Origin of the sequence: Nonomuraea zeae, assembly GCF_005889725.1 — a bacterium.
Lineage (GTDB): Bacteria > Actinomycetota > Actinomycetes > Streptosporangiales > Streptosporangiaceae > Nonomuraea > Nonomuraea zeae.
Genome location: NZ_VCKX01000128.1, coordinates 15,954 through 32,765, shown reverse-complemented (window position 1 = coordinate 32,765; position 16,812 = coordinate 15,954). Strand labels below are relative to the sequence as shown.

At 72.3% G+C, this 16,812-nt stretch carries 14 protein-coding genes; 6 read left to right on the top strand and 8 right to left on the bottom strand.

Translation table 11 applies throughout. The features are described 5' to 3' along the window. The 4 genes from ETD85_RS33725 to ETD85_RS33710 all read right to left on the bottom strand — a co-directional run. A partial coding sequence (locus tag ETD85_RS33725; RefSeq protein ID WP_206058891.1) for a cytochrome P450 occupies positions 1-1,307 on the bottom strand: 1,307 nt, incomplete at its 3' end. Positions 1,308-1,317: 10 nt separating this feature from the next. Beyond that, the gene (locus tag ETD85_RS33720; RefSeq protein WP_138693863.1) at positions 1,318-1,908 is read right to left on the bottom strand and encodes a TetR/AcrR family transcriptional regulator; all 591 of its coding nucleotides are present in this window, start codon (positions 1,906-1,908) and stop codon (positions 1,318-1,320) included. Between the two features lie 78 nt (positions 1,909-1,986). Further along, positions 1,987-2,868: a hypothetical protein gene (locus ETD85_RS33715; protein ID WP_138693862.1), complete on the bottom strand. Its 882-nt coding sequence runs from the start codon at positions 2,866-2,868 to the stop codon at positions 1,987-1,989. A gap of 19 nt (positions 2,869-2,887) precedes the next feature. Further along, the gene (locus ETD85_RS33710) at positions 2,888-6,343 is read right to left on the bottom strand and encodes a WD40 repeat domain-containing serine/threonine protein kinase (RefSeq protein ID WP_170246975.1); all 3,456 of its coding nucleotides are present in this window, start codon (positions 6,341-6,343) and stop codon (positions 2,888-2,890) included. A 29-nt stretch (positions 6,344-6,372) separates the two neighbouring features. Here ETD85_RS33710 and ETD85_RS33705 point away from each other — a divergent pair, with 29 nt between their 5' ends. From ETD85_RS33705 to ETD85_RS33685, 5 genes are all read left to right on the top strand, one after another. Further along, positions 6,373-7,002: a M10 family metallopeptidase domain-containing protein gene (locus ETD85_RS33705; RefSeq protein WP_138693860.1), complete on the top strand. Its 630-nt coding sequence runs from the start codon at positions 6,373-6,375 to the stop codon at positions 7,000-7,002. 8 nt (positions 7,003-7,010) lie between these two features. Then, complete coding sequence (locus ETD85_RS33700) at positions 7,011-8,021, top strand: HEAT repeat domain-containing protein (RefSeq protein ID WP_138693859.1); 1,011 nt, start codon at positions 7,011-7,013, stop codon at positions 8,019-8,021. Between the two features lie 131 nt (positions 8,022-8,152). Beyond that, positions 8,153-9,595: a serine/threonine-protein kinase gene (locus tag ETD85_RS33695; protein ID WP_138693858.1), complete on the top strand. Its 1,443-nt coding sequence runs from the start codon at positions 8,153-8,155 to the stop codon at positions 9,593-9,595. Between the two features lie 230 nt (positions 9,596-9,825). Continuing rightward, the gene (locus ETD85_RS33690) at positions 9,826-10,458 is read left to right on the top strand and encodes a pyridoxamine 5'-phosphate oxidase family protein (protein WP_138693857.1); all 633 of its coding nucleotides are present in this window, start codon (positions 9,826-9,828) and stop codon (positions 10,456-10,458) included. A 199-nt stretch (positions 10,459-10,657) separates the two neighbouring features. Continuing rightward, entirely contained in the window at positions 10,658-11,536 is an 879-nt protein-coding gene (locus ETD85_RS33685; protein WP_206058888.1) for a YwqG family protein, read from the top strand. A gap of 1,277 nt (positions 11,537-12,813) precedes the next feature. Here the strand turns inward: ETD85_RS33685 and ETD85_RS33680 are convergent. From ETD85_RS33680 to ETD85_RS63470, 4 genes are all read right to left on the bottom strand, one after another. Beyond that, the gene (locus ETD85_RS33680; RefSeq protein WP_138693855.1) at positions 12,814-14,199 is read right to left on the bottom strand and encodes an SPFH domain-containing protein; all 1,386 of its coding nucleotides are present in this window, start codon (positions 14,197-14,199) and stop codon (positions 12,814-12,816) included. 130 nt (positions 14,200-14,329) lie between these two features. Then, positions 14,330-14,533 (bottom strand): heavy-metal-associated domain-containing protein, encoded by a 204-nt coding sequence (locus ETD85_RS33675; RefSeq protein WP_138693854.1) that lies wholly within the window; start codon positions 14,531-14,533, stop codon positions 14,330-14,332. Positions 14,534-14,559: 26 nt separating this feature from the next. Next, complete coding sequence (locus ETD85_RS63475) at positions 14,560-15,177, bottom strand: copper resistance CopC family protein (protein WP_170246974.1); 618 nt, start codon at positions 15,175-15,177, stop codon at positions 14,560-14,562. Positions 15,178-15,398: 221 nt separating this feature from the next. Next, positions 15,399-16,280 (bottom strand): hypothetical protein, encoded by an 882-nt coding sequence (locus ETD85_RS63470; RefSeq protein ID WP_170246973.1) that lies wholly within the window; start codon positions 16,278-16,280, stop codon positions 15,399-15,401. On the opposite strand from ETD85_RS63470, the gene ETD85_RS33665 reads away from it, so the two are divergent. After that, complete coding sequence (locus tag ETD85_RS33665) at positions 16,261-16,656, top strand: DUF305 domain-containing protein (RefSeq protein ID WP_170246972.1); 396 nt, start codon at positions 16,261-16,263, stop codon at positions 16,654-16,656. The two genes, ETD85_RS63470 and ETD85_RS33665, sit on opposite strands and share 20 nt — an antisense overlap. Positions 16,657-16,812: the final 156 nt, after the last annotated feature.

Below are 16,812 nucleotides of genomic sequence, written 5' to 3'. Positions count from 1 at the left end.
TCCATGTTACAAAGCATATTCAAAACACAAACTACGAACTGTAACATGCCATGAAACAATATATTAATAGATTTTTTTTTTTCAAGAAGAAGACGGCATACGAGATGTCTTAGGGTCTCGTGGGCTCGGAGAGGTGTATAAGAGACAGCGTTGACCGAGTGCACGCGTACGGCCCGGTCCGGGTCGACGTCGTAGGCCCGGACCTGCCGGACGAACTCGGTCAGTGCCAGCCTCGCCTCCAGCCGGGCCAGGTTGGCGCCGAGGCAGAAGTGCCGGCCGCCGCCGAAGCTGATCAGCTGCGTGGTGTCCCGGTCCAGGTCGTAGACGTCGGGGCCGGCGAACACCCGCTCGTCGCGGTTGGCCGACCCGATCAGCAGCAGCATCCGCGCCCCGGCAGGGACGAGCCTGCCGTGCAGCTCGGTGTCCTCGGTGACCGTACGCGCGATCATCTGGCTGGAGGTGTCGTACCGCAGCGTCTCCTCGACCCACGCGGGCACCAGGCCGGGGTCGGCCAGCGGCTTGGCGAGCTGCTCCGGGTGGCGCCAGCCCCAGTACAGGGCGTTGGCGAGCAGCTTGGTGGTGGTCTCGTTGCCGGCCACCACCATGAGGAACAGGAAGGCGATGACCTCCTCGTCGCTCATCCGGTCCTGGCCCTCCTGGGCGGCCAGCAGCGCGGAGGTGAGGTCGGGGCCCGGCCGGCGGCGGCGTTCGGCGACCAGGTCCTGGTAGTAGCCGGCCAGCACGAGCGCGGCCTCCATGCCGGCCGGGGGGACGTCGTTGAGGCCCTCCTCGCGGTGCACCACGAGGTCGGCGAGCCTGCGCACCTCGTCGCGGTCGGCCTCCGGGACGCCCATCATCTCGGAGACGACGTCCATCGGGAGCCTGCCCGCGAAGTCGGCGATCACGTCGAACTCGCCCGCGGCCACGGCCGGGCCGAGGTGGCGGCGGGTCAGCCGCAGGATGTCGTGCTCCAGCTCGCGCACCCGGCGGGGCGTGAAGCCCTTCGACACCAGATTGCGCATCCGGGTGTGCCCGGGCGGGTCCATGGCCAGGAACGACATGGTCCGGTGCGCGGCCGGGCCCCACGCGCTCGGATCGAGGGAGACCCCGTTGACGCTGGAGTAGCGCGCGTGGTCGCGGAAGGCGGCCGACACGTCGGCGTGCCGGGAGATCGCCCAGAAGTCGAGCTCGTCGTCGCGGTAGAGCGGCGCCCGGTCGCGCAGCCGCCGGTAGGCGGGGTACGGGTCCTCGTGGATCGCGTAGTCGTAGGGGTTGTAGGAGATGTCGTACGGGCTGGGGACAGGCACGGCGATCACCTCACAGGAGCAGTTCGGCCACCTCGGCGAGCCGGTCGGCCATTTCGGCGTAGGAGCTGTAGCCCATGCCCGCGTGGACGAGGGCGCCCGCGTAGGCGAACTCCAGCGCGTTGAGCACGCGGGTCTCCGCCGGTGACGGGCGCCCGGAGCCGCCGGGCCGCAGCGCGGCCAGCAGACGGTGGTGGATGGTCGTGCCGATGCGCAGCCGCAGCTCCTGGACGTCGGGGTCGGTGCCGAGCAGCGCGGTCGTGCAGGCGGCGGCGAGCTCGGGCTCGTCGGAGACCAGCAGCGCGATCTCCCGCAGCACCGCGATCACCCGCTCGCGCGGCGGCCCGGGCGAGGGCTGGATCGGCGCGAGCGCGCCCAGCCGCCGCCAGAACACCTCGGTGATGAGGTGGTTCTTGGAGGTGAAGTACGTGTACGCGGTGGCCGGCGCCACCCCGGCGCGGCGGGCCACGTTGCGCACGGTGAGCTTGTCGAAGCCGGTCGCCCGGACCTCCTCGACCGCCGCGTCGGTGAGGCGGCGCACCGTGTCGGCCTGCCGGTCGGACAGCCGGCGGCGGGTCGGCTCCGTCACCAATTCACCGGACATGTGTCCAGACGCTAGTTCAGGCACGTGCCCGGCGCAAGGGCCCGCCGGGGTTCCCGGAGGTGCCGGCCCGCGGCCCGATCACCGGGGCGGGGTGTACTCGGCCTTCCACGAGCTGCCCCCGGGGGTGCTGCGGACCTTGGCTGTGCCGTTCGAGACCGGGGCCCGGGCCGTGCCCCCGCCGGGGTGCTCGGCCACCCGCCACCCGCCGCTGCGCACCCAGATCGTGGCGCGACCGCCGCCGGCCGGCAGTCCGTCCGGCTTGTGGGTCACCGTGACGACGTGCAGCAGGCAGGCCTTGCCGTTGAAGGTCGCGGCGGTGGGCGGGCGGCGGAGGACGCGGAAGCTCCCGCCCAGCCCGATGATGATCACATCGACCTCGCCGGTCAGGACGGGCGCTCCCGAGCCGCGGAACTCCGCACGCAGGCGTCCGTTGCCCTCGATGCCGACCTCCGTGGTGAAGCCGCCGTCCCGCCGCCGGGTCTCGGCGGAGCCGATCGTCCGCCACAGCCTGCGGCCTCTGCGGCGGAACGAGATGATCACCGGCTGGCCGCCGAAGGGCCGCCACACGCCCCTGGCGTCCTGCAGCTCCAGCCGTCCGGTGACCGTCGTCGTGTCCCCCTGGACGACCTGCTGCGGCTGGACGGCGAGGTCCTGGAACCTGACCCGCCCCCGCTGGCGGGGATCGACGACGTGCAGCCCCGCGCTCGTGGCGACGCGGCCCTCGGTGACCCGCACGCGCCACAGCCCGGCCGGGCTGCTCAGGTCGAACGAGGGCGTGGCCCGCCAGGTCAGGCCGTCGGCCTGGAGCTTGAAGGTCAGCGGGACCGGGCGGCGGCCCGGCGGGTCGATCGTGCCTGTGACGGGCCCGCCTGCCGTGGTCAGGACGTCGATGACGGCGTCCCTGGCGGCCCGCCGCAGGGTGAGCCGGGCCGGAGTGATCGTGATGCTCTCAACGGGCATGGCGCTCCTTCCTGGATGCTCAGCAGACCGGCCGGTACGCCGCGCCGCGGATGCGCTCGGCCCACCGGTCCGGCGACAGGGTGCCGCCGGCGCGCCGGCACACCTCGGCCGCGGCGCGTCCCGCGTCGACCGGGTGGTGGTGCAGGGCGCCGTCGGCGCCCAGGCTGTGCAGCATGCGGCCGTCGGGGTCGAAGGCGAGGGCCAGGACGGGACCCGCGTGGGCGGGCGCCGGCTCGCCGAGGAGGCGGCCGTCCTCGGTCCGCCACATCCACACCTTGCCCAGGAACCCGCCGGCGGCCAGGATCTGGCCGTCGGGGCTGAACGCGGCGACGTCGAACTGGTCGGGGTCGGCCCCGGCGGGCGGGAGGAGGTGCCTGGTCACCTTCCTTTCCGCGCTGTCCCACAGGTCCACGCCGGTCGCGGTCCATCCGGTGGCGACGGTGCGGCCGCCTGGGCCGTAGGCGACGGCGAGCACGCCGTCCGTCCCGTCGCCGAACGGCCGCTCCAGATGGTGGCCGCCGGCCAGGTCGAGCAGCGCGCTGGTCTCCACTCCGCCGACGGCGAGCGAGGTGCCTCTTGGGTCGAAGGCCAGCCGGGGGCCGCCGGCGTGGTCCACCTCGCCGACGCGCTGCCCCGTACGCGGGTTCCACAGCTGCAGGGGCCGCCAGGTCCGGGTGATCGGCGCGACGGCCAGGGCGCCGTCGGACGGGCGGAAGGCCAGGGCGGCGACCTGGTCCGCGCCGATGTCCAGCGTGCTCACCCGGCTCCCGCCGGGCACTTCCCAGACGGTCACGCGGGACGTGCCGGTGACGCCGGCCAGCAGGCGGCCGTCGGCGCTGAAGGCCAGCACGGCGTCCAGGGAGGGCGTGCGGCGCAGGAGTTTCAGCGTGCGGCCCGAGGACACCTCGACCAGCTCGGTCGTCGCGCCCTGGAGCGCGGCGTAGCGGCCGTCCGGGCTCAGCGCCGCGGCCCTCGTGCGCTTCACGATCGGCTCGGGACGGGTCAGCGCGCCGACGTCGAGCACGCTCACCGCGCCGCTGGCGAGCAGGCACTGCAGGGTCTCGCCGCCGGGGCCGAAACGCACGTCGCCCTCGACGTTCCCGAGGGGGTGGCGCAGCAGCCGCCGGCCGCCCTTGGTCCACAGGCTGACCGCGGTCCCGTCGTAGGTGGCCAGGTGGTCGCCGCGGGGGTCGTAGGCGACGGAGAGCGCGCCCGCGCCGCCGAGCACGGCCGCGCGCCACCGGCCTGCCGCCAGGTCCCAGAACCGCACGTCCGTGCCGTCGCTCACGGCGAGCGTGCGCCCGTCCGGGCTGAACGCCGCCGCGCCTCCCTTGGCCGGGAGCGCCTGCGGCGGCGGGCCGTCGCGCGTCTCGATCCGGTAGCGGCCGTTCTCGTACAGCGCGACGGCCGTGCGGCCGTCCGGTGAGACGCTCATGCCGTCCAGGTCCAGGCCGGTGGCGGTCATCGGCGCGGCGAGCGGGCCGCCCAGGTTCCAGACCTGCCACGTCTGTTCCGCCGCGTGCGCGACGAGCGCGGTCCCCGTGCCGTTGAAGGCCACCTCCAGGGCGCCGTTGGGGAAGGCGGGCCCGTCCGGCCGCCCGGTCGTGACGTTCCAGAGCCGGATCGAGCGGCGGGTGGCGACGGCGAGACGCCCGCCGTCAGGGCTCAGCGCGGCATCGGTGATCGAGCGGGGCAGCCCCCGCACCTCGCCGGCGGGCCCGCGCGCGGCCACGTCCCAGACGGACGCGACGCCGTCGCGCACCACGAGCCGCCGGCCGTTCGCGCTCAGGCCGACGTGCACCTCGCCGCCGGGCGCGGGCGGGGCCACGACGTCGATCTCGCGCTGGGCGAGCGCGCCGCGCAGCGCCGCCACGGCGTCGGGCTCCTGTCCGGCCAGCCGGTACGCGGCCACGCTGAGCAGCATCGCCTCCTTCGGCGCGGTCGGCCGCAGCAGCCCGGCCAGCCTGGCGGTCTCCTTGGCGGCGAGCACGTCGCGCTGGCGGCCCTCCGCCTGCCAGCGCGGCACGACGATCACCGCCACGGCCAGCAGCGCGGCGGCCAGCACCGCGACTCCTGCCCTGACCTGCCGGCGGGCCCGCTGCCGGCGTCTCTCCTGCGTGGCGGAGGCGTCCAGGAACGACCGCTCCAGCGGGTTGAGCGTGAGCAGGCTGGACCGGTCTCCGCTCTGCCAGTGCAGCGCCGCGCGCAGGGCGCTGCCGCGGTAGAGGTCGCCCGGCGCGCGGCCGTTGAGCGCCCACGCCCTGGCGGCCTCGTGCAGCGTGCCGTGGACGCGCAGGCCGTCGCGGGTCAGCTCCACCCACCCGCGCATCCGCGGCCAGGCCCGCATCAGGGCGGCGCTGACCAGCGTGACCGTGTCGCCCTCGCGCAGCACCAGGCCGGCCGCGCGGAACGCGCCGAGCACCGACTCCAGCACGTCCTCGGTCACCTCTCCGCCGCGCAGGTCCGCGACGGGCACCCGGCGCAGCGCGACGTCGGCGCCGTCGCCGGGCAGCACCAGGCGCAGCAGGATGTGCGGCACGTGCGCCCGCAGCCCCGGGCCCAGCCGCCGGTAGGCGTCCTCGGCCAGCTCGCCCAGCGACGGATCGGCCCGTACCTGCGGGGTCAGGACGTCGCGGGCCGCCTTGACGCCCGCCCGCAGCAGCGGCTCCGCCTCGTCCCCGCCGCCGACCAGGCGCAGCAGCAGCGCCCTGGCGGCCGGGCGGCGCAGCGGGTCGCGCGCCATGGCCGCGGACACCAGCTCGCGCAGCGGCTCGTCCAGCCGGGACAGATCCGGCTTCGTGGTGAGGACGCGGTGGTAGACGGCGGTCGCGTGGCCGCTGCCGAACGGAGGCGACCCGGTCGCCGCGAACAGCACGACGCCGCCCCACGCCCACACGTCGGCCGCCTGCCCGGCGACCTCGCCGTTGACCTGCTCGGGCGACATGTACGCGGGCGTCCCGATCGGCCGCCCGTCCCCGGTCACGGTCGCGCCCTCCACCCGGGCCACCCCGAAGTCGATCACCCGCGGCCCGTCCGGTCCCAGGATGACGTTGTGCGGCTTGAGGTCGCGGTGCACCACTCCCGCCTCGTGGATCGCGGTCAGCGCCGTGGCGATGCCGGTGGCCAGCCGGTGCAGCTCGCCCGGGCCGTAGACACCGCGCTCCTCCACGGCCTGCTGCAACGTGGGGCCCGCGATGTGCTCGCTCACGACGTACGGCTGGTCGCCGTCCATCTCGGCGGCGATCACGCGGGCGGTGCAGAACGGCGCCACCCGGCCCGCCGCGAGGACCTCCCTGGCGAACCTCGCCCGCAGCTGCGGATGCTCCAGCAGATCCGCGCGCACCACCTTGATCGCGACGCGGCGGCCGGCGTCGTCGTACGCGTCGTACACCACGCCCTGCCCGCCGGCGCCCAGCCGTCCGGCCAGCAGGTAATCACCCAGACGCCGTGGATCCCCAGCGACAAGCGGCCCCATCGCCATCAAGCCCTTCACGGAAACCGGAAATGGCAGCCCCGCAGGATGGAGAAATCCGACATTATCAGTTCCCTGGGCGTCCGGGCGAGTGCAAAATACGCCTGGCGGCCGAAGGTAAAGGGGTCGATATGCGGGTGGTCCGGCTCAACATCATACGCGTGGGATCTGAGGCATTCACTGATGAGGATGGGCCGCGATTGCTGGCGGCCGTCAAGGAGGCGGCCGCCATATTCGCCGGGAGCGGCCTGGAGCTGGTGCTCGGCGAGTTCCGGAACATCGGGGAGAAGGCCGCGGGCGGCATGGACGTCATCGGCGGCACGGACGAGGAGAAAGACCTGACCGTTAAATTCGCCACCCTCCTGCCGGGCATCGACGTATTCGTCGTCAAGGCTTACGCGGGCGGAACGGTGGGCAGTTCACCGGTCTGCGGCCGGTGCTTTCCGGCAATTCCGGGCCAGCAAATAGGGGTGGTCGTCGTGCTGACGCCGGAGGCCACCGGCAAAACCCTCGCCCACGAGCTCGGCCATTATCTGGGCCTGGAACACATGGCGTCCCCGAGCACGAACGTGATGTACGAGACCGTGCCCAAGGGCTTCGAGCTGAGCGAGGCCCAGGCCGTCGAGATGCGGCACCACCACGTCGTCGAGAAATCACCCTGAGGAGCGCCATGGCAGACCTGGAGATCCCCGAGCGGCTCAGGAACGCGGCCGTCGTCCCCAAGGCCCTCGCCGGGCACGTGCCCGAGCTGCCGCCCTCGTCCGCGCTCGCCATGCTGCCGAGCCTCGGCCTCGACCCGGATCGGCACCTCGGCATCCTGCGCGAGGCGCTGGCGGACCGGAAGCTGCCGCCGCAGGTCCGCGCCCTCGCCGTGCTGTCCCTGACGCAGCTGGGCGCGGAGACGGCCGTCGCCGAGGCCCGGCGGGTGCTCCAGCAGCCGCAGCTGGAGGAGATGATCGCCGCCCGAGCCGTCACCCTGCTCGGCCGGCTGGGCGGAAGCGAGCAGCTGGGCCTGGTGACCGAGATCCAGCAGGCGGCCCCCGACGGGGTGCTGCGCGTACGCGCGGCCTTCGCCCGCACGCTGATCGTGCACCGCTTCCGGCTGCAGGGCGTGGACCTCGGCCCGCCGCCGGTGGAGCGCCGGCCGCTGCACGACGCCGCGGGCGCGCTGGAGTTCAAGAGCCGGCTCCTCGGCTTCCCCGTGCGCGAGAGGGTGCTGCTCAGCGTGCGCGAGGTGTTCCCGTCCGTGCTGCCGCACGAATACGCCGTCCACGAGATCGAGTGCGGGCGCGGGCTCATGGAGGTGGCCGTGCCCGTCGCGCTCACGGGCCCCGGGCAGCTCGGCCTGCTGGCGGCCCAGCCGTTCCTCGCGGCGTTCCTGCTGAGCGAGGGCCACGAGCCCGGCACGTTCGTGCCCCACTACGTCGCGCTGACCCGGCCCGGCCCCGCCGGCGAGGTCCTCCTGCACGTGGCCACGCTCACCGGCGAGGTCGTCTTCGTGGGGGACGGCCGGGCCTCGGCGGCCGAGGCGGTCATCAAGCTGGACTCCGCGGCCTCCCCGGGCATGCCGCTGCTCTCGGCGGTCGTCCAGATCGACCGGGACGGGCTCCGGATCAGCGGGCTCGTCGGGCGGCAGATCCAGCCCCCGCTGCCGACGGAGCCGGCCGAGCCGCCCGGCTGACCCATAAGAGGCCGGTGCGGAGCGCCGCGCTTGCCCCGATCTTCGCTTACTGTGCAACTCGGGGGAGCACTGCGGAAGAATGTCCCGGGCCGACATGGCATGACGGGGGAATTCGGAGGATGACGTCGGGGATGAGCACTCAGACGCAGGAGCATCTGGGCCCGTACCGGTTGATCGGCAAGATCGGCGAGGGGGGCATGGGGGTCGTCCACCTGGGGCTCGACGGCGCCGGCCGCGAGGTCGCGGTCAAGGTGCTGCACCCGCACGTGGCCGCCGACCTGAAGGCGCGCGACCGGCTGCTGCGCGAGGTGGAGACCATGCGGCGGGTGCGCAGCCGCTACGTGGCCGAGGTGATCGACGCCGAGCTGACCGGTGGCAGGCCCTACGTGGTGACCCGGTTCGCCGCGGGCCGGACGCTGGAGGACACCGTGCTGTCCGAGGGCCCGCTGGAGGCGCGCGAGGTCATCGAGCTCGCCCGGGGGTTGTGCCAGGCGCTGGTGGACGTGCACGCGGCCGGCGTGATCCATCGCGACCTCAAGCCGTCCAACGTCATGCTGGTCGGCGGCGCGCCGCTGGTCATCGACTTCGGCATCGCGCATCTGGTGGACGCGTCCCGGCTGACGCAGAGCGGGATGTTCGTCGGCACGCCGGGCTACCTGGCGCCGGAGATCATCCGGGGCTCGCTGATCACCCAGGCGGCCGACGTGCACGCGCTGGCCTCGACGGTGTTCTTCGCCGCCACGGGGATGCCGCCGTTCGGGACGGGGACGTTCGAGGCGGTCTGCTTCAACACCCTGGAGGGGCGGGCCCACATCGACAAGGCGCCGGCGTGGCTGCAAGGCTGGCTGAGCGGGGCGCTGCAGGTCGATCCGGCGGCCCGGCCCGGCGCGCGGGAGCTGCTGCGGCTGGCCGAGGCGCTCGACCCGGCGGGCCGCCCCCGTAAGGCCACGCGGCTCTCCGAGCGCACGCTGACCATGGACATCGTCTCCGACCTGCTCCCACCGGTCGAATACGCGCCGAGGAGCGCGGACCAGCCGCCGCACGCGCCGACCCTGCACGCCGACCGGCCGGCGGAGCACCGCCCGCCGCCGCCCCCCGCTCAGCCCTTCGACCTCCGCCGGTTCCTGCACGGCAGCGGGTTCGTCGGAGTGCTGATGCTCGTGACGCTGGTGGCGCTGACCGTCCTCATGCCGGTGATCGTGGGACTGGTGGCGGCGGCGCTCTCGCTGGGGTTGCGCGCCGCCGACCACTACTTCGCCGAGTCCCGGCCGACGCTGTCCAGGGCCGCGCTCGTGGCGGTGGGGCACCTGCTGCTGTCGCTGGCGTTCGGCATCGCCGCCGCGACCGCCCTGCACGTGGCCGGCCGCTTGAGTACCAGCCACGCGGAGTCCCTGGCCGCGGGCGCGTTCACGCTGGGCCTGTTCGTGCTGCCCGGCGCGGGCGCGGCGCGGCGGATGGCCTCGGGCCTCCTTGCCCGCCTCCTGCCCGGGCGCAGCGCGACCGTGGTGACGGTGGCGGTGATGGGGCCGGTCGCGCTCACCTCGGTGATCGTGGCCCTGCTCCAGCTGCTCTAACCGGCCCCTCCAGGTCCGGGGCGGGGCTCATGACCGCTCACGGTGTGGCTCGGGGGTAGAAGCCACCCTGATCGGATTTGCAGCCGGCCACGAACAGCGCGCCCTCGTGGTGGCCGGCGAGCAGGTTGCTGATGGCCTGCTCCCGCCACTCCCAGTCGGTGGATCCGAGCGGCCCTTCCGGCGGGGGGCTCTGTATGGAGATCCCGGGTAGTTAGGCTTACCTTAGTCGAGTGAACCCTTCTGAGATCCGTACGGTGACGACCGAGGCCCAACTCCGGGAGATCGTGAAAGAGCCGCCGCAGACCATCTGGGACAAGGACATCGCGCGGATCGACGAGCACGCGCGCACGATCATCGCGCACTCGCCCTTCGTGCTCCTGGCGACCGCGAACTCCGACGGGGTCCTGGACGTCTCTCCCCGGGGCGATCCCGCCGGATCGGTGCTGGTCCTCGACGACCACCGGCTGGTGCTCGCCGACCGGCCGGGGAACCAGCGCCTCGACAGCCTCCGCAACCTGCTGGACAACCCCCGCGCGGGGCTGCTGTTCATCGTGCCGGGGATGAACGAGACCCTGCGGGTGAACGGCCGCGCGACCCTCGTGTCGGACGCGCCGTTCTTCGACGACCTGACGGTCCAGGGCAAGCGGCCCCGGCTGGCGGTCCTCATCGACGTCGAAGAGCTGTACATGCACTGCGCGAAGGCGTTCCTGCGCTCGTCCCTGTGGAACCCGGAGACCTGGCCGGAGCGCAAGAGCCTGCCCACGCTCGGCCGGATCGCCAAGGACCACCTGGGCCTCAAGGGCGTGCCCGCGAAAGTGATCGACGCGGGGCTGGCCATGGACGCCAAGATGAACCAGTACTGAGAAATTCGGGTTTGTCCACCTGTGAATCTTTGGACGGTTGCATCGGCGCGGTGTGCTTCCCCGTACGGCTCCGCGACTTCGACGCACCCAGGCCGAGATCGTCGCCGCTCTCCATGGAGCCGCCGAGCCGGCTTTCGCCCGCCATGTTTGCGGTAACTTCCCTGAGGTCATGAGCGTCCAACGACGGCAGGGAGAGAATGTGCCGGAGCGCACGACACAGGGCGCGGACGAGGCGCGGGACACGCTGCCCGAGGACCTGCGCGACAGGCTCGACCGTTTTCGCGCGACGGCGGCCGAGCGAGGTCTGCCGTCCGAGAACGTCGAGCGATGGCTGCGCACCGCCCGCCGCAGCGCGATGTTGTACCCGGAGGCGGACGGCCCGGTCGCCGGCCGGTTCGGCGGCCCGTTGATGCTGCCGCCCGGCATGCCCGTGCCCGGAACCTCGGATCCGGAGGACCCCGTCGCCCATCAGCTCATCGCGACCATCGATCTGGCCGCGATCCCGGAAGGGGCGACCGGCCTGCCCCTGCCGTCCGACGGTCACCTGCTGCTGTTCGCAGTACCCGAGCTGGCACTGGAGGTGGAGCTCGCCGGCAGCGCGGTCCACCTCCCGGCCGGAACCCCCGTCGAAGAACGCCGGCAGGACCTCGACTACGAACCGTACGAGTACGACTCGCCCGAGGATCTGGACGAGGACCTGCGCGGCCGCGGTGAGCTGCGGCTGGCGTGCGCGGTGTCCCTCCCTCTCCACAGCGGGTACCACGACCTGCATTTCCGATCGGACCTGGCCCGCGCGTGGGACGAGGCCGCGGCCGAGATCCGGCCGACCGGGCACGTGCCGCTGCAGATCGGTGGGAACGCGGCGGATCACGAGGGCTGGGGAGATCCTGTCCGCGGGTCCGCCGCCGGGCTGGAGGACGGGGATGGAGCTCCGGATGCGCCGGGGCCTGAGGACTGGGTGCTCCTCGCGCAGTGGGAGGGCTTGCCGATGGCCACGGTGTACTGGACGATGCCCCGGCAGGACCTCGCCGAGCTGCGCTTCGACCGGGTCCTCGTCCAGATGTACGCCAACCCCTGACGCCAGGCGGTGGGTGGAGCGGCGGTGCTGCCGCGCCTCGGTCCGGCCCTGGTCGCGACGCTCATCATGGGCAACTGAGCCGCCGAGCTGGCGGCCGACAAACCAGCTCAGCGTCGCACCCCGCCGCGGTGATGCTGACGGACGGACGGACGGGCTGGCGCAGGGCGAGTTCGAGAAGATCGCTGCCGATCTTGCGGAGGGCGCGCGGTGTGATGACGTATGCGGCGGTGCCCGCCCGCGTTGCGATAATGGGCTCCTAGCTCAAAGCAAGTCTGTGCATAGGTATCCGGGGGGATTCTTGGTCTCGGCGCACGCGCATATGGGTCTGCCTCTCCTGGTCTCGGAACGGGTTTGAGCGGCGGTTCTTCCTGGCTCGACATAGCTGGGTAGTCCTCGTCCACCGGAATGAGGCCATTCGAGGTACACCTCGGTGCCTTCGGGAGCTCCGAATACCCATCCCGAATAGACGTCTGAGCCGTCTGGCAGCTTGAGCAGGCAGAGCCAGCCGGTCAGATACCGTGCCCACCTGACGGTTTCCCAGCCCTGGAGATGGCACTCGACGGGTGACACCCGCGCGGCGGAAGCGGACGCTTGGGCGGTGGGTGCGGCAGCCGCTGTGCAGGACAGGATGCTTGCGGCGATGGTGGTGGTGATGAGCCGCCGGCGGATGTTCATGAATGACTCCTTCTTCGTAATGCACCGGTTGCTGCATCCGGTGCCACGACTTCAAGCGCCAGCAAAGCCGGGCGGCAAAGGTGTCCAGCAGAGCTGCGGACGGACTCGGACAGACTCGGCCGGACGCGGCCGGCGTGGTCCACATGGTGACTGGGCCTGAGAATGCATCGCCGATTGCGGTGGCGCTGTCGGCTGTGCCGAGCGTGAGGCTGTGTCGCACTTCCGGGCGACGGAGAGACGTGTGCCTTCGGACCGATCATGGTTCGAGGGCTTTCCGCTGTTCGGGTGTGTTGGTGTCTCCTGCGACGGCGAAGACTGCTGCTGTCCGTCTTGGCCGGGAGGCGGTGACGATTCGGCAGTGGGCGCGTCGGCATGGCGTGCGGGTGTTGGGCAAGTCGGGTCGGGAGGTGGTGTGGGACTTCCCTGACTTGGCGACGATCGAGGGCGGCATCTGGCGGGGCGACGAGGTGCACGCGACGCCGGAGGGCCGTGATGCGCTTCGTCCACTTGGTTGATGCTCAGCAAAGTGCCCCGAGGCCGGAAAACCGCTCAGCCACACGAACCCGTACCGATGGCCCGCCGCTGACGGGCTGCCCGGCCGGTCAGGGGCGCGGTGCTTCGCCGTCGATGGCCGAGCGCAGGACGCCGACCACGATGGCGAGCTCGGACAGCAGGCCCGAGACGGTCGTCCGGTCGTTGCCGTTGATCGAGACCACGCGAAGCTCTTCCGGCTTGGGGAGCTTCGCCATGATCTCGGGCAGCAGGCTGATCAGCTTGGCCTGCAGGCTGGCCGGCGTCTGCTGGTTGTCGATGTCGGCCCGCAGCCGCGTACGCTCCACGTCGAGCAGCGCCCGCTCGTGGTCGGCCAGCACCTGGGCCTGCGCCAGCCGCAGCTCGCCCTCCAGCTCCAGGCGCTTGAGCTCCTGCTCCCGCTCGACCCTGAGCCTGCCGGTCTCGGCCTCCTCGGCGTGCCGTTCGCGCTCCATCCGCAGGGCGTGCCGGGTGGTCTCGGTCTCCAGCTCCGCCACCGCCCTGCTGTCGTCGTGCTTGCGCTGGGTGCGCCGCAGTCGCTCGGCGACCTCGGTGTCGAACTGCCAGGCCTCGTTACGGGCGCGCAGCTCCGCGAGCTCCCGCTCGTACTCCAGCCGCTGCGTCTCCTTGACCCGCTCGGCCGCCATCTCGCGCTGGGCGACGGCCTCTTCGGACTGTAGCTCGGCCAGCCGGGCGATCTGCCCCTGCTCGGCCCGGTAGGGCTTCTGCAGGTTCTCCCAGAGCCGCGACGAGCTGACCACGGCCTCCTTGATCTGGACGGTGACGATCCGCAGACCGAGCCCCTGGTCGCTGTTGTCCTCGCCCTCGGCCACCGCACGCAGCCGGGCCGTCAGCTCCTCGATGATGGGCTGCTTGTCGCTGAGCACGTCGCGCACGCCCATGGTGGCGACCTTGTCCTTGATCGCCGCCTCGGCCTGCTCGCGCAGCTGGAGGTTGACGAGCCGCATCGGGTCCTCGGGGTCGCCGAAGTCCAGCTTCCGGTACGCGACCGGGAAGGTCTGGATCCCCCACTGCACGTAGCCCTGCACCAGCACGCCCTGCAGCTCGCGGCAGATGCAGTACGCGTTGATCAGGATCGTCTGGGTGGCCCCGGGGACCACCAGGAACGAGTCGGTGGACGGGTTGAAGCGGAACGACACGCCCAGGCCGATGTGGAGGGGCTTTTCCCGGCCGCGGCGAGTGTGTACCACGAAGGCGTTCGGCGGGACCAGCACGTTCTTCCAGCGCCAGAAGCCGGTGATCCGCACGTCCACCGGGCCCGGCCCCCGCCTGTCGGGCGCCGGGCCGCCGAGAGCCCGCTCGCGCTTGACCATCGGACTCGCCGGCGGCATGGAGTCTCCGGGGGCGGCGCGGCGCGCCCGGAGATCGTCCTCCAGCACCGCCTGCTGTGCGACGACCTGCTCCAGATAGGCGTTGCCCTTGCCAGCGGTGCTCATGGTCCCCTCCGCCCCACCTGACGATTGCCGACGAGTCTCGCCTACGCCGCCGAACCACCGCAACCACTATGTTTCCTGGCGCGGCGTTGGAGTGTCGTTCATCGGCCAGGCAGAGGACGGCGTGCGCGGATCAGGCCACCTGGAAGCCCGCCTCCTCGACGGCTTGCCGGATCGTGTCGGCGTCCACCGGTGACGGACTGGTCACGTTCATCGTGCCCGTGGGCAGGTCGACGAGGACGCCGGTCACCCCGGAGAGCTCTCCCACGGTCTCGGTGATCGAGTTCACGCAGTGCTGGCAGTTCATGCCCTGGACGACGTACGTGCTGGTGATCATGGTTTTCTCCCTACGGTGGTTCGACGTCATTCGGTGGTGGTGGACTCTTTACGGCGGCCGAGCACCAGCACGGCGGCTCCGGCGGCGACCATCAGCGCTAGCGCGGCCCACAGCCAGCCGGGCATGCCCGAGCCCGAGCCCGGGTCCTGCTCGGTGGAGACGGGCGCCGCCGCTGCCGGAGAAGGCGGCGAGGCGGCGGGGCTCGCCGGTTCGACGGTGGCCGGGCTCGGCGAGGATGTGGACGTGGATGTGGGCGTTGGCGTGGAGGTGGTGGCGGGCGGCTCGGTGACGGTGAAGGCGATCTCGCCCTGGATGGGATGGCCGTCGGAGGAGACGACCCGCCAGGCGATGCGGTGGTGGCCCTGCCGGAGCTCCTCGGCGGGCCGGACGGAGACCTTCCTGCCCTGGACGCGCGGCTTGCCGAGCGGGACCGGCTTGCCGCCTGGGCCGTCGAGCACGATGGTGGGCAGGCGCATGTCGGCGGTGAATTCGAGCTCGATGGTCGCCACGTGCTTCACCTTGGCGTGGTCAGCGGGTGAGCTGGCTTTGAGCCGGTCGTGGGCCAGGGCGGCCGGGGCGGTGTGCAGGAGCAGGAGCGCGGTGCCGGCGATCGTGGTGACGGCACGGCGAACGAAGACGTGCACGGATGACTCCGGAGTTCGGTGAAGGACCCGGCGGCAGGCCGGGACAGGTCTGCGGCACCTGCTGGGCAGCAGGCGCCGGATCGGGCAGGTGGCGGGCCCGGCGGCGTCGGTCGGCTGTGGGCCGGGACCAGGGCAGGCCCGTGTCGGTCGGCTGCGGGCCGGGACCCGGGCAGGCCCGTGTCGGTCGGCTGCGGGCCGGGACCGGGCGTGGCGCGCGTTGGTCAGCCGCGGGCCGGGGTTGCGGGAGGCCCGCGGCGGGTCAGGACCTGGGCCAGCAGGGCCGGAACGCGGCAGACGGGCCGGTGCCGGCTCGGCGCGGACGACGCGGGTGCGGAGACCTCGAAGAGCGCCAGAACGGTGATCGCCGCCGCGACGAGGCTTCGCAGGCCGGTCAGGCAGGTGGCGTTCAGGTGCAGCAGCGTCGCCAAAGCGAGCTCGCCGCGGGCCAGCCACCAGCTGGCGGCCAGGGCCACGGCGACGTGCACCAACAGCATGGCCGGTCCGCCACCGTGCTCGTGGCTCGCTGAAAGGCTCGTTGAAGAATTCGTTGAAAGGCTTGTTGAAAGGCTCGCCGCCGGGCTCGCCACAGGGCTTTTCGCCAGGGGGAGGTCTATGAGGCTCGGGGTCGTGAACAGCTGGTGCAGGGCGTACTGGGACGCGGCGCACAGGGCCAGCAGCTCGGGCCAGCCGCGCCGGCGCCCGCCCAGAGCGTAGGCGGAAACCCCCATCGCCGCGGTCGCCACGAAGAGATCACCGGGGCGTACGGCGGCGCCGCCCACGAGCAGGTGCAGGCCGGCGGAGGCCAGCAGGCAGACAGCCGTGAACGCCCCCGCGCGCAGCGCGCGGATGACGGGACGGCCGGCCAGCATCCCGCCATCGTGCCAGAGCACGGGGGCCGTCACGGGGTACGGCGCACAGATGAATCGGAGAAGACCGAAAGAGTAAACGGCCGAACCGCGCCCTGACAGCCCGCGTATCTCAGGTATGCGTTGGAGAACGGCGATCACGGTGTTGCTCGGCCTGCTGCTGTCAGCCGGCTGCTCGGCGGCTGCGGCAACGAATGCAGGCCATGTCGAAGCCGACGTGACCTTCAGCAAGGACATGATCACCCACCACGAGCAGACGATCCAGCTGGCCGAGGTGGGCGCAGATCGCGGCACCACCTCCTACGTCCGCGAGCTGAGCAAGAAGCTCATCGCCGAGGAGCAGGCCGACATCACGATGATGTCGTCATGGCTGCAGTCCTGGCAGGAGCCGGTGCCCGTGCCGCCTGCCGAGACGATGGGCGCCGACCTGCCGAAGGGGCCCGACTTCGACCGCCAGTGGCTGAAGGCGCTGGCGGGGCATCTGGAGCACGGCGTACACATGGCTGAGGCCGTCAGCAAGGCCGGCAAGCACGGCCCCACGCTGGAGCTGGCCGGCAAGATCCGCAGCGGGCAGCAGGCGGAGCTGGCGGAGATCGCCAAGCACATGGGCTGACCGCGGCCGCTGCGCTCGGCTCGCCCACACCCGCCCACGGGTGGTCGCTCGCCCACATGTGGTCGCCCACCCACATGTAGTCGCCGGTGCGCGGGGTGAGCGCTTGGGCGCCGCGGCGGTGGGTGTGGGGCGAGCCGTCGCCGGTGATCGGGTAGC

What these genes read in the sequence shown, in the direction of transcription:
- ETD85_RS33720 (WP_138693863.1), bottom strand. Translation starts at nt 1,908, where the DNA reads ATGTCCGGTGAATTGGTGACGGAGCCGACCCGCCGCCGGCTGTCCGAC.
- ETD85_RS33715 (WP_138693862.1), bottom strand. Translation starts at nt 2,868, where the DNA reads ATGCCCGTTGAGAGCATCACGATCACTCCGGCCCGGCTCACCCTGCGG.
- ETD85_RS33710 (WP_170246975.1), bottom strand. Translation starts at nt 6,343, where the DNA reads ATGGGGCCGCTTGTCGCTGGGGATCCACGGCGTCTGGGTGATTACCTG.
- ETD85_RS33705 (WP_138693860.1), top strand. Translation starts at nt 6,373, where the DNA reads ATGGCAGCCCCGCAGGATGGAGAAATCCGACATTATCAGTTCCCTGGG.
- ETD85_RS33700 (WP_138693859.1), top strand. Translation starts at nt 7,011, where the DNA reads ATGGCAGACCTGGAGATCCCCGAGCGGCTCAGGAACGCGGCCGTCGTC.
- ETD85_RS33695 (WP_138693858.1), top strand. Translation starts at nt 8,153, where the DNA reads ATGAGCACTCAGACGCAGGAGCATCTGGGCCCGTACCGGTTGATCGGC.
- ETD85_RS33680 (WP_138693855.1), bottom strand. Translation starts at nt 14,199, where the DNA reads ATGAGCACCGCTGGCAAGGGCAACGCCTATCTGGAGCAGGTCGTCGCA.
- ETD85_RS33675 (WP_138693854.1), bottom strand. Translation starts at nt 14,533, where the DNA reads ATGATCACCAGCACGTACGTCGTCCAGGGCATGAACTGCCAGCACTGC.
- ETD85_RS63470 (WP_170246973.1), bottom strand. Translation starts at nt 16,280, where the DNA reads ATGTCCTTGCTGAAGGTCACGTCGGCTTCGACATGGCCTGCATTCGTT.